Source organism: Robiginitomaculum antarcticum DSM 21748 (genome assembly GCF_000365025.1).
In the GTDB taxonomy this organism is placed as follows: Bacteria; Pseudomonadota; Alphaproteobacteria; order Caulobacterales; family Maricaulaceae; genus Robiginitomaculum; species Robiginitomaculum antarcticum.
Window position 1 is genome coordinate 1,296,962 of record NZ_KB823011.1, and the last position, 12,171, is coordinate 1,309,132.

Sequence of the window (12,171 nt, forward strand, 5' to 3'; positions counted from 1 at the left end):
GGGTGAAAGGAGCTGATTATCGTGTAAATCTGTGCTCGCAAAGCGAAAAGACGTCCCATATCGCGTTAACACCTTGCTAGCCATATGTGTTTAGCCTTCATTAAGACTTGATTCGCGCGCCGGGGCGGCGCCGCGATATTTGATTGGGCGCGCAAGGCCGCGCCGTGGGAGAGACACTATGGGATTTATGACAATTATTCCCCTCATGTTCATTCCGGTGGCGATTTATAACGTCATCGCATGGAGCGGGGAAACATTTGCCAGTGCAGACTGGGTGCGCGCGCGGCTCGATACTGACTTCATATCTGTGCCGATGGCGTCCGGCGCGACATGGGATATTACCCCCGGCGCGGCGCTGATTGCGCTCGCTTTATTGATGCTATTTTTTGAACTTTTAAAATCGACAGGCACAGGCAAAGCCGCCGTGATGAATCACGCTTTCTCTATGGTAATCTTTATCGTCTGTCTGATCGAGTTTTTGATGTTCGGCGCTTTTGCCAGCTCGATCTTCTTTTTAATAACTTTGATGACTCTGCTGGACGTTATGGCCGGATTTATGGTCACAATCGCCGCTGCACGCCGTGATTTCGGTGTCGGAGAAGGCTTTGGTGATTAATGCCGTCTGCGCCTGTTCATATGACCGATATGGACTGCGCCGCGCGTATGGCGCTGGATCTCACAGGCGCGGTCTGCGCCATTATCGATGACGGGTGCATTACATTTGAAAGTATCTCGGCGGCGGAAGCTTTATTTGGCTTTGACGCGGGAGATGCGCCAAAAACGGTCAATGCGTTGGCGGCTAATATGACAGGCATGGAGCGCGACGCCGCGCTGCAAACCCTTCGCTTCGACGGATCAAAATACCGGATACCCTATACGTACACCCGCCCTGATGGCGCTAAAATCACGCTCGAAGAACACACGCGCAGATTATCCGGTGAGGGCGAGCGCGCGACAAAGCTGCTTATTGTGTGGCGTGATATTTCGACTCAGGCGGCGCGGATAGATGACGCCTTGCGCCATGGCAGCCGCTGTACCGTAACCGGCCTGCCCAAGGGCGCGGCTGCGAGCACCGCGGTGCAAACACTGATTGATGTATCCGCGCGGTTTGGCATGTCTGGAGCACTGATGGCGTTTAAAATCGCTGACATCGATAGATTATATATCGAGCATGGGCAGACCGCTTTGAACCGTATTTTGCGCGAAATATCGCTGCGCATGAGTGACGTCTTAGACGCGCCGGAGTTTGCCGCCCGGGTCTCGCATGACACATTTATAGCCGGATTATACGGCGAAGACGGGAGCGCTGATCTGTCGCGTTTCGGCGCGCTGATGACGCAGATAACAGACCCGCCCTTTATCCTGCCCAGAGGCGCGGTCAGGGCCGCTTTTGACACGGCTCACATCACAATTGATGATAACAGCGCGGATGCGCGCGCGGCGCTGTTCAGTCTTAAGCAGAAATTGGACGGCAGCGATGCGCAGGAGACGCCGCGTGATATCGATAACGTCTTCACTGCAGATGATATATTGAGCGCGCTCGAAGAGCAGCGTATTACGCTGGCTTACCAACCCATCGTTGATGCGCGCGATGCATCCGTCCATCATTTCGAAGCGCTGTTGCGCTTGACCTTGCCGGATGGCCGCCGCGTTTCAGCGTGGCCGCTGATTGATGCGGCTGAACGTTTGGGTCTTGTGCATTTGCTCGATAAGCGCGCTCTGGATATTGCGACGCAAATGCTGGCGGCGCGTCATGACATCGCGCTCGCGCTCAATATTTCCGCAGCCACGCTCCAGAATGCGGACGCGGCCAGAGACTATATCGCCGCGCTCAACGCGCTGGGCCCGCAGGCGGCGCAGCTGACGATAGAGCTGACCGAGACGGTAGCGCTGGATGATCCTTCAGCGGCAGGCGCGTTTTCCGGCCGCGTCCGCGCGCTGGGCTGCCGCTTCGCTGTCGATGATTTTGGCGCAGGACACACCAGCTTCCAGAACCTGCTCGCGATCGAAGCCGACCAGATTAAAATCGATGGCAGCTTTGTCCGCGATATTGCCCTGACTCCGCACAAGCAGGTCTTCGTCAAAATGATTGTTGATATGGCGCAGACTTTTGACGTTAAAACTGTCGCAGAATTTGTCACCAATGACGCCGATGCCGACATGCTGCGCCGTTTCGGCGTCGATTATTTGCAAGGCTATTTATACGGCGCGCCTGTCGCCACTCCCGACTGGCCGCTCCGGTCTGCACGATTGGCCGAGACCGGATAGCGTTATTTAAGATAGGGCTTAATACGCTTAGCAATAGTTTCAGGACTATCATCTTTGGTGAAAAAGGCGGCGAATTTGCCGTCCTTATCCATCAGATACATCAAGCTCGAATGATCTACCGTGTAATCATCCGTGTCGGCGCCCATCGAAACCTTTTTTGCGTAAACTTTAAACGCGGCTTTGGCGGTGTCGACTTGCTCTACGCTTCCGGTCAAACCGATTAAATTATCCGGAAAGCCGTTTCCGGTCACATATTGCGCCATGATACCAGGTGTATCGCGTTCGGGATCGAGTGAGATTAAAATCGTCTGCAATTTTTCAGCATCTCTACCGAGCAGGTCTGTTGCCGCGCCCATTTGCTGTAAGCCCATCGGGCACACATCCGGACAATAGGTAAAGCCAAAATAGATCAGCTGCGGCTGACCGAGGAAGTCTTTGTCGGTCACAGTTTCGCCTGCGCCGTTGACCAAAGTAAACGGCCCGCCGACCTGCGCTGTTCCTGAGCTTACCACCGGGCCGGAGCGCGCCACAGGCGTTTCGGGCTGACAAGCGGGAAGAACGGCCAGTGATAATAGAGCCGAGAGAATAAATACGGTTTTCATAATGCACTCCGGTTAAATACGGGCTTTGCGCGGGCCATAGCGCGTGGCAAGCTGTGCGTCTATGAGACCGGACATCGCAGAAGATTTACCCGAACAGTCACAGCGCAGTGGACTTGCGCGTATCGCGCCGGGTCGGCTGCGTCGCAGTACGCTCGTCAATTTGCGCTGGGGCGCCGTCGCCGGACAGGCTTTGGCCGTTCTCATCGTCGTTCTGGGTCTGCGCTTTGCAATGCCGGTATTGCCTGCCATTGCGGTTATCGGAACCAGCGCGCTGGTCAATCTGGCCGTGGCGATACTCGCGCCGCTGGACCGCCGCGTCTCTGATGGAGAGGCCGTGTTGCAGCTGGGTTTTGATATCGTGCAGCTTGCCGCATTATTATGGTTGTCGGGCGGACTGACCAACCCTTTCGTCTTATTATTTATCGGCCCCGTGGTGACCAGCGCGGCGACCCTGCGTTTGCCCGTGGTCGCCTTCCTTATGGGATTGACGGCAATGCTTTCGCTGATTTTGATGCATTATAGCGCGCCGCTTCCGTGGTTTGCAGGGCAGTCATTTTCGCTGCCTGCGACCTATAAATTTGGCCTGTGGACGGCGCTGATGATCGGTATGGGATTTACCTCGCTTTATGCGTGGCGGGCCTCCTCGGAATCACAGCGTATGTCCAATGCGCTGTCGGTAACAGAAGCTGTGTTGGCGCAAGAGCAAAAGCTTTCCGCGCTGGGTGGCCTTGCGGCGGCGGCGGCGCATGAGCTGGGCACGCCGCTGGCCACTATACAAGTCACGGCTAAGGAAATGGCCAATGAGCTTCCACCGGATAGCGGGATGTATGAAGATGCGCGATTGGTCGTGGATCAGGCCAAACGCTGCCGCGATATATTGCAACAGCTCGGACGCCGTGGCGATGAAGGCGACGCCATTCACGATGTCATTACATTGGGCGGGTTATTTGATGAGGTGGTCGACCCCTTCACCGGCTTCGGAACGCAGATCGAGATTGAGCTGATGGATCACACGGGAACCCTTGCGCTTCGCCGCTCGCCGGAGATTATTTACGGCCTGACAAATTTGGTCGAGAACGCCGTGGATTTCGCCCGCACCACCGTCACCCTGCGCGGGCGATGGGATAATGAATATGTCCATATTGATGTGCTCGATGACGGCAAAGGGTTTGAGCCGCAAGTGCGCTCGCGGCTCGGCGAGCCTTATGTGACATCGCGTGAGGGCCGCGCGGATCAAGCTGGCGGGCTGGGTCTGGGATTCTTTATTGCGAAAACCCTGATTGAGCGCACGGGCGGGACTGTCACCTTTGGTAACCGACGCCGCAATCCGGGGGCATTTGTGCGGATACGCTGGCCCCGCGCGCGGTTTGAGGCGCGCGCAAAATTGTAGCCGGATAATGAGTTATGCAAAAATGCAGATCCGCTCTGTCTGACAAATCAATCGAAAACACCTATATAGACGTAGGAACCCAAGGACTATAACATTCCGACACATGTAGAGCAGCGTGACCATCGTGGCCGCGCGACATACAGGAGACGACAATGTCGACAAAATACGACCTTCCCGAAGATGCTACATTAATGATGCTGGACGATGACGGCCCGTTTCGAAACCGCATGGCCCGCGCCTTAGAGCAGCGCGGATTTACCGTCAGCGCGCTTGAAACCGTAACTGAAGCCAAAGCCGTCGCGCGCGCCAATCCCCCCGCCTTTGCGGTTCTGGATATGCGGCTGGAGGACGGCAACGGCCTCGACGTTGTCGAAGAGCTGTACCGCGCGCGTCCCGATTGCAAAATTGTGATGCTGACGGGGTACGGCAATCTGGCGACTGCCGTCGCCGCCGTCAAAGCCGGCGCGGTGGACTATCTCGCCAAGCCTGCTGACGCCGATGATGTCTGCAAAGCTTTGCTCGCCATGCCCGGCGATAGTCCCGAGCCGCCGGAAAACCCGATGAGCGCCGACCGCGTACGCTGGGAACATATTCAGCGCGTCTATGAGCTATGCGGGAAAAACGTTTCTGAAACGGCGCGCCGACTGAACATGCACCGCCGCACATTGCAGCGTATTTTGGCGAAACGGGCGCCGCGCTGAGCGATTAAATTTTCTGTGCGGGGGATAGAAAATCGCGAATCGCCGTGCCCGTTGCGCCGCGCTAAAAGCCGCGCACTACCCCGCAAGAATATTTTCGACCCAGGCCGGAACGGTGTTTCCGGCTTTGCCGAGGCGGGTCTCGTCGAAATAAAGGTTGCCCTCTGATGGCTCGAGATTTAGCTCCAGCGTCTGCGCGCCGTAATGCTTAGCGACGCGCACAAATCCGGCGGCGGGATAGACCGCGCCGCTGGTCCCGATAGAGACGAATAAATCGCACTGGCTAAGCGCGCGGTCTATGGCGTCCATGTGATGCGGAATTTCGCCGAACCAGACGATGTCGGGACGAACGGTTCCAACCGTCCTGCAAGCGAGGCACGGCGTATCGACACTAACATCGCCGTCCCAATCTGCGTGAAAATCACAGGCTGTGCAAAACACACGTTTCAGTTCTCCATGCATATGCAGGACATATTTCGCCCCGCCGCGCTCGTGCAGATCATCCACATTCTGGGTGACAATCATGACGTCACCGCCGCGCGCCCTAATCTCAGATTGCAGGCGGGCCAGTGCAATATGGGCGGCGTTGGGCGTCACGGTTTTGAGAGCTGCGCGCCGCAAATTATAAAATCGTTGAACAAGCACGGGATCCGCGGCAAAGCCTTCGGGGGTAGCGACCTGCTCCACCGGATGATCTTCCCACAGCCCGCCTGCATCACGGAAGGTTTTAATCCCGCTCTCGGCGCTAATCCCCGCGCCGGATAATATGACGATGTTCTTGCTCATCGCGCCAAGAGATATAGAAACGCATTATGCGTCAAGACCATAAACCTTCAGTCCTCTTCGTCTGCCTCGGAAACATATGCCGCAGCCCTACTGCAGAGGCCGTATTTCGCGCACGCGCCAAAGCCGCCGGATTGGACGTCGAAATAGACAGCGCGGGCACAGGTGCATGGCATGCCGGAGAGCCGCCGGACGCGCGCGCGATGGACGCAGGAGAGCGGCGCGGCTATGATTTTACCGGCCAAAGCGCGCGGGCGGTTGAAGGTCTGGATTTTGCTCGCTTTGATTATGTACTGGCCATGGACAGTGAAAACCTTGCCCATCTAAATGCGATGAAACCCGTCACTTATTCAGGGCATTTGGGACTGTTTTGCGATTTTAGCGGCGCGCAGGATACAGGCCGTGATGTGCCAGACCCCTATTATGGCGGGCCGCAGGGCTTTGAAACTGTGCTGGATATGATTGAGCGCGCCAGTGACGGCTTGATTGCGAAAATTAGATCCTAGTTTTTCGGCTGCGTCTTTTTACTATATTTGCAAATATCGATAACCGCGCAGTTCTGGCATCTGGGCGTGCGCGCCACGCAGGTATAGCGCCCGTGCAGGATCAGCCAATGATGGGCGTGAAGTAAATGCTCGTCTGCTGTGACGCGAAGCAGATTAAGCTCAACCTCCAGCGGGTCTTTACCGGGCGCCATGCCTGTCCGGTTTGAGACGCGAAAAATATGCGTATCAACCGCCATAGCGGGGATATTATAGGCCTCATTGAGCACGACATTAGCGGTTTTGCGCCCCACGCCCGGAAGGCGCATAAGCTCCTCACGGCTGCGCGGAACCTCACCGGCAAAGTCATCAATAATCATTTTTGACAGCGCAATGACGTTCTTGGATTTATTGCGATAAAGCCCAATTGTTTTTATATAATCACGTACCGTATCCTCACCCAGATCAAGCATTTTTTGCGGCGTATCGGCCACGGCAAATAACGGCCCGGTCGCCTTGTTCACACCAACATCCGTCGCCTGCGCGGAGAGGGCGACGGCGACGGTCAGCGTATAGGGATTGGAGTAAACCAACTCCGTGCGCGGGGCGGGATCGAGAGCTTTGAGGCGTTCATACAGCATATGAATTCGCGCCCGCGTCAGTTTTGGACGCGGGAGCTTTTTATACAGTTTTTCTTTTTGAGGTGTCACGTCAGCCTTTGCGGGCGACGCGGGTTTTGAGACCGTCGGCGAATTTTTCAGCGAGTTTGATATCATTGTCACGCGCGAGCAAGCCATCATCTGTAAACGCATCGCCAGCATTTCCGACGCCGCATTGCACCGGGAGAACTTCGCCCCCCAGACGGCCCAGAATGTAATTGATCTGGCGCATGCACATAATGCCGCTCATCGCGCCGGGGGTGCAGGACGCAATCCCAAAAACCGGGCTATGGTAATGCTTCATATCGCCCAGCCGTGTCAGCCAATCAATCGTATTTTTCAGCAGACCCGGCAGGCCGCCATTATATTCCGGCGAGACTATAATCACGGCGTCATGGGATTTAAAGTGCGCAGCCAGCTTTTTGGCGGACTCAGGCGCACCATGCTTGTCTTCCCAATCGCCGTTATAAATCGGCATGTCATAATCGGAGAGCGAGATTTGCGTGACCTCAAATCCGGCATCCTCTAATTTTAGGATGAGCGCGCCCGTCAGTTTGCGATTGATAGAGCCACTGCGGGTCGATCCGGAAAAAATAAGTGCTTTCATGTCAGTCCTGTCATTTGGAATTTGCTAAAGTGTGATTATATTACGTATAAGAGTTACTCACCGCGTGACGGAAAGCTGAATTAAATGATTCTTGTTGTTATCACCATTTGCCTCGTCGTGGCGTTTATTTTCGCTTTGCGTACATTTACAGGCTATCGCGGCCTCACCGCAGAAGCCCTACGTGAATATAATTACCGCCGAGAGGACGGCCTGGTTCCGACTAATGTCACCGAAACGCAATTTGTCACGGCCTATCGCCGCGCTCATGGCCCGCGCGGAGCGGCCTATATTGCTATAACCATGATCGGAGTCTGTTTGATAACGCCTGTTTTGCTCATCGCCATGCAATGGGGCTATGAATATCTCTGGCGCTGGTCGGGTCAGCCGCGCGAATTTGAGCCCGGATATCTGGTTTGGCAGTTCATGCTGTTTGGCGGCTTGCTGGCCGGCTGGGCCGTGACGGCCTTTATGGGGGCGCGTATATATTATCGCGGCGCGTCCGGAACGCTGGATGACGAACTGGCCAGAATAGCCTAACACTCACCCAATGACTGGCTTGACGGCGCATCCCTAAATCGCGACATTAGCCCCATATAAGGGGGCCGTATGAACACCGTCATTATTCTCATCATTGCTGCTATAGTTCTACTCGGCGCTTTGATTGCCATCTATAATAAATTCGTGAAATTGCGCCAGCACGTCTCTTCGGGCTGGGCGGATATTGATGTGCAGCTTAAGCGCCGCGCCGACCTTATTCCCAATCTTGTTTCTGCGGTCAAAGGCTATGCGGCCCATGAACGTGACCTGTTTACCGATATAGCGGCCACGCGCGGCAAGGCTTTGGCCGCCGGGGACGACACACAGGCCCGCGCTGCGGCCGAAAGCGCTTTGTCCGCCAGCGCAGGACGACTGCTTGCCGTGGCCGAGGATTATCCCGAACTGAAAGCCAGTCAGAATTTTCTGGATTTGCAAAATGAGCTGTCCGAGACCGAAGACAAGATCGAAATGTCGCGGCGCTATTATAACGGCACAGTGCGCAATATGAATACGGCAGCCCAGAGCTTTCCGCTTAATATCGTGGCCGGGCTGTTCGGCTTTAATAACGCGCAATATTTCAATATGGATCATGGACAGCGCCTCGCGCCGTCTATTGACCTTTAGGAGCCATTATGCGGTCATTTTTTATCGGATTATTGGTTGCGCTTACTCTCATCTTTGCGGGTTACGCCCATGCCGAAGAGCGTATCACCTCTTACGGTATCACTATGGAAGCCACGGAAAACGGCGACCTTATCATTACAGAAAATATTACGGTCAATGTTGAAGGCGACCAAATCCGGCGGGGTATTTTCCGCGATTTTCCGCGCTACCTTCTGCGTGAGACCGGCCAGAAAATTCCGCAGAGATATGAAGATATTCGCGTTACACTGGACGGTGAACGCGTCAAATACGAGACCTCCCGAAACGGCAATCAAATGCGCCTTAGAATTGGCGATGAAGATATTATGGTTTCGCACGCAATTCACACTTATGCCATTTCCTACCGCGTCCCCAATGCCTTGCGCCGCGCTGATGGCCGCGAAGAGATTTATTGGAACCCTATCGGGGCGTTTTGGCTGTTTCCAATTGATCGCGCCGAAATAACGCTAAAATTGCCTGACGGTATTAATGCGGACGGCATAGTGTTTTATCGCGGCGGTCAGGGCAGCAATAGCCGCACCGCGCCGCAGGTTGCGCGTGAAGGCCCCGTCACACGGTATGTTTTCGACACGCCCTTTGCACGCCTCGAAGGGCTGACAATGTCTTTGATCGTTGAGCAAGGCAGTTTTGCGCCGCTGACCACCGCGCAAAAACGCGCGCAGTGGTGGGAGCAATATGGCGGCTCGGCGGCGCTGGGTATGGCGCTTGCCGCGCTTCTCGCTATGTTTGGTCTGGGCTGGAATCGCGTGGGCCGTGACCCGGACAAAGGCCCAATTATTCCGCTTTATGGCCCGCCGGAAAACCTATCTCCAGCTGTGGCCAGCTATATTTATTACCGACGCATCAAGGGTCATCAGCCAATCATCGCAACACTGACCAATTTGGCGATCAAAGATTATTTGAAAATTGATGTCGATAAAAAAGTCACAACCATCATCACATTAAATAATGAGAATGGCGAAGGCCTCCCCGCCGAAGAACAGCTTCTGTATGACAAGGCTTTTAAAGGCAAAACCGTTAGGCTTGGCAGAAAGCCCAACCCCGCATTTGCCAGTGCGGCGCGCAAATTTAGCACCTATCTGACGAAGCATTTTGGCAATCCCTATTATAAACGAAATGGCGGATATGTTTTTCTATTCACCTTGCTGGCCTTTGGCGGGATTATTGCGGGAGTTACTCTGTCGCGCGGCACACTTGCGCCGCTTAGCTTTGCGTTGATTGCGGCGCTGCTGCTCACTTGGGCGGGGGCAAATTATCTGATCGCTGCCCCGACGCCAGACGGGCAGAAATTACGTAGACAAATTGCAGGGTTTCGCCTCTATCTGGAAACGGCGGAAAAAGACCGCCTGAACGCTGCAGATATTACGGGCAAACGACCGCCGCCTATGACAACGCAGCTATATGAGCGCTTCTTATCTTACGCGATTGCACTGGATGTCGAAGAGCCGTGGACGGAGCATTTCGAAGTCATCATGCCGCGCGAGTCTGCACACCATCAGCTAAATAATATTTCCGGCACTATGGGCCATGGCGGCATGTCAAATATGACCAAAGGCATGATCGCGGCGATGGCCACAGGCGTCGCCGCAGCTGCGCCTGCCAGCTCCTCAGGCTCTGTGGGCGGCGGCTCTGTGGGCGGCGGTGGCGGCGGCGGCGGCGGCGGGGGCTGGTAGTTTACCGCGCTAAAATTTGGCGGCCGTCAGCCGTTTTTAAAATGAGCGCTCCCGTGCCGTCATGATAAAAGCTTTGCACGCCGCTTAAGACGTCCAGAAACTTTTGTTCTTGGTTCATAAGGGCGGGCGCGCAAGCTCTGCGCGTTAGTGCAATGTTGCCGGCCGTCAGGTTCATACCGTCACGGCTAAATTCTGTGGTGTAGTTGTTACAGCCCGACAGACCCGATAGACGCCCATTTGCGTCAAAATTCAGCGTCATCCGCGAGCTGTCAATAATTCCGGTATTGGCGATATCTTCGACAACCCATTCGCGCCCGGTCAAATCTATTTGCAGGGGAGCGTTTTCAGTATCAGAGATTTCCATACAGCTGACTTGCGCTTCGTCATTCATCTCCATAAAAGCGCTATCCCCTTTACTCCAAAATAGAACTTTATGGTCAGGGCTGTTGAGTGAATATTTCGCGCCGGAGGCGGAAATTGTGCGGGTTAGATTATAGCTGTGGCCGCCCATGTCTAAGGCAAGATTTTCCCCTGTAAATGTCGCGTGCACAGTTTGCGTTCCGCACAGATAATGGGTCGAATAGGGAACCGTATTGTCCGCTCCGTCATCGACTTTGACCAATTGCAACAGACCCATATCCTGGTCCTCGCCATTGGTTTTAATCAGATAGGCGGTATCGGTTATCCACTCCAGATTGCCGTCGCGGTCAAATATTTTGGCCCGGACACTGTAGCGCCCGCGCGGCTTTAACGCCGACGGGTCAACATTGAGCGTAAAGGCTATCGGGACTTGTTGTCCGCCTATCGAAATATCATCACGGGCCAGAACTTTTGATGCCGGATCCATGATGGAGACATCTTCAAGCGTTACGGCGACCGAGCCGCCCGGCCGCAGCGCTATACGCTCCCGGTAACCTACTTGTCCGGTTATCTGCGTCGTCATTATAGTCGCTTCGGGACGCGGCCACGGAGTATCCGTCTGCGGAGCAGCGCAGGCCGATAATACTGTAGTGAGAGTCAAAGCGGATATTGCGGTAAGAGATTTTATCATAGCGGGCCTCTATTTTTGGATTCATAAAGTATAACGCATAAATTCGCCCCCGCGTTCCGCGGCCGAGGGGGGTAAAATAATATTTTAAAATGTAACGTGTGTTTCATAAGTATTATGTCTAATCTCCTGAGGGGGCATTTATAATCATTAAAGTCGCTTGGGCCAAAATTTGGCTAGGCCGCTTAAGGAGGAAATATGTTAAAAAATATCGTAATCACTACAGCGCTGCTTGGCATGATGGCAGCTCCGGCATTTGCCGACCCGGGTAAAGATAAGAAAAATATTAAAGTCGAAGCGCAGGTTGAGCAGTCTATGGAACGCGCCGATGATGCGCGCGCAAAAGCAGAGCAGGCCCAAATGAAAGCTGAAAAAGCCAAATTGAGAAGTGAAGATGCTCACAAAGCCGCTGAAATACGGGCTGAAGCTGCCGAAATGCGGGAGGAGGACGCCAAGATGCGAGGCCATGATAAGGCTATGGATGTTCGCGATGATGACGCGCCGGCATGGGGTCAAGGTGGCCAGACTTCTGAAGTTAGAGGCGAAGGGTACTCCCGAATGAAAGTGAAAGAAGGTGAAGTGACAGATCGCGCTCTGCCGTCTCAAGCTTTGAATTCCCGTCGCGCCCAAAGTATAAATTGTCCGTCCGGCACAACGGCTCAGCCTAATGGCACCTGTTTGATAACAGGCGACTTTAACTTTTAATGTGATCTAATTTCAAGATTTAGCCCGCCACATGGCGGGCTTTTTTTGTTATATGA

General features: G+C 54.4%; 14 protein-coding genes. 9 read left to right on the top strand and 5 right to left on the bottom strand.

The annotated features are described in order from the left end of the window. Positions 1–178 precede the first annotated feature (178 nt). Both H142_RS0106185 and H142_RS16205 read left to right on the top strand, forming a co-directional pair. Entirely contained in the window at positions 179–616 is a 438-nt protein-coding gene (locus H142_RS0106185) for a hypothetical protein (RefSeq protein ID WP_017931242.1), read from the top strand. Beyond that, a complete protein-coding gene (locus H142_RS16205; RefSeq protein WP_017931243.1) occupies positions 616–2,268 on the top strand; it encodes an EAL domain-containing protein in 1,653 nt (550 codons plus the stop codon). Before H142_RS0106185 ends, H142_RS16205 begins: the two co-directional genes overlap by 1 nt. Before the next feature lie 2 nt (positions 2,269–2,270). Here H142_RS16205 and H142_RS0106195 read toward each other — a convergent pair whose 3' ends face one another. Then, positions 2,271–2,870 (bottom strand): SCO family protein, encoded by a 600-nt coding sequence (locus H142_RS0106195; RefSeq protein WP_017931244.1) that lies wholly within the window; start codon positions 2,868–2,870, stop codon positions 2,271–2,273. A 61-nt stretch (positions 2,871–2,931) separates the two neighbouring features. On the opposite strand from H142_RS0106195, the gene H142_RS14625 reads away from it, so the two are divergent. Both H142_RS14625 and H142_RS0106205 read left to right on the top strand, forming a co-directional pair. Next, positions 2,932–4,260 (top strand): ActS/PrrB/RegB family redox-sensitive histidine kinase, encoded by a 1,329-nt coding sequence (locus H142_RS14625; protein WP_017931245.1) that lies wholly within the window; start codon positions 2,932–2,934, stop codon positions 4,258–4,260. A gap of 152 nt (positions 4,261–4,412) precedes the next feature. Continuing rightward, positions 4,413–4,961, top strand: coding sequence for an ActR/PrrA/RegA family redox response regulator transcription factor (locus H142_RS0106205; RefSeq protein WP_017931246.1), 549 nt, complete (start codon positions 4,413–4,415; stop codon positions 4,959–4,961). A 75-nt stretch (positions 4,962–5,036) separates the two neighbouring features. Here the strand turns inward: H142_RS0106205 and H142_RS0106210 are convergent, their stop codons facing one another. After that, positions 5,037–5,744, bottom strand: a complete 708-nt coding sequence (locus tag H142_RS0106210; RefSeq protein ID WP_017931247.1) for an NAD-dependent deacylase — start codon at positions 5,742–5,744, stop codon at positions 5,037–5,039. A gap of 26 nt (positions 5,745–5,770) precedes the next feature. Here H142_RS0106210 and H142_RS0106215 point away from each other — a divergent pair, with 26 nt between their 5' ends. Next, on the top strand, positions 5,771–6,247 hold the full coding sequence (locus tag H142_RS0106215) for a low molecular weight protein-tyrosine-phosphatase (RefSeq protein WP_017931248.1): 477 nt from the start codon (positions 5,771–5,773) through the stop codon (positions 6,245–6,247). Here the strand turns inward: H142_RS0106215 and nth are convergent. Continuing rightward, positions 6,244–6,984 (bottom strand): endonuclease III, encoded by a 741-nt coding sequence (nth, locus tag H142_RS0106220; protein WP_407689921.1) that lies wholly within the window; start codon positions 6,982–6,984, stop codon positions 6,244–6,246. The genes H142_RS0106215 and nth overlap by 4 nt on opposite strands. Continuing rightward, on the bottom strand, positions 6,935–7,489 hold the full coding sequence (locus H142_RS14630; RefSeq protein WP_017931250.1) for an NADPH-dependent FMN reductase: 555 nt from the start codon (positions 7,487–7,489) through the stop codon (positions 6,935–6,937). The genes nth and H142_RS14630 overlap by 50 nt, the downstream gene beginning before the upstream one ends. 84 nt (positions 7,490–7,573) lie before the next feature. Here H142_RS14630 and H142_RS0106230 point away from each other — a divergent pair, with 84 nt between their 5' ends. The 3 genes from H142_RS0106230 to H142_RS0106240 all read left to right on the top strand — a co-directional run bounded on the left by H142_RS0106230 (position 7,574) and on the right by H142_RS0106240 (position 10,362). Beyond that, positions 7,574–8,026 (top strand): hypothetical protein, encoded by a 453-nt coding sequence (locus tag H142_RS0106230; protein ID WP_017931251.1) that lies wholly within the window; start codon positions 7,574–7,576, stop codon positions 8,024–8,026. A 69-nt stretch (positions 8,027–8,095) separates the two neighbouring features. Further along, positions 8,096–8,650: a LemA family protein gene (locus H142_RS0106235; protein ID WP_017931252.1), complete on the top strand. Its 555-nt coding sequence runs from the start codon at positions 8,096–8,098 to the stop codon at positions 8,648–8,650. Between the two features lie 8 nt (positions 8,651–8,658). Next, the gene (locus H142_RS0106240; RefSeq protein ID WP_017931253.1) at positions 8,659–10,362 is read left to right on the top strand and encodes a DUF2207 domain-containing protein; all 1,704 of its coding nucleotides are present in this window, start codon (positions 8,659–8,661) and stop codon (positions 10,360–10,362) included. A 1-nt stretch (position 10,363) separates the two neighbouring features. Here H142_RS0106240 and H142_RS16210 read toward each other — a convergent pair whose 3' ends face one another. Next, complete coding sequence (locus tag H142_RS16210) at positions 10,364–11,413, bottom strand: META domain-containing protein (protein WP_017931254.1); 1,050 nt, start codon at positions 11,411–11,413, stop codon at positions 10,364–10,366. A 195-nt stretch (positions 11,414–11,608) separates the two neighbouring features. Between H142_RS16210 and H142_RS14640 the strand changes: the two genes are divergently transcribed. Next, positions 11,609–12,115: an alanine-zipper protein gene (locus H142_RS14640; RefSeq protein WP_017931255.1), complete on the top strand. Its 507-nt coding sequence runs from the start codon at positions 11,609–11,611 to the stop codon at positions 12,113–12,115. The last annotated feature ends 56 nt before the right edge of the window (positions 12,116–12,171 follow it).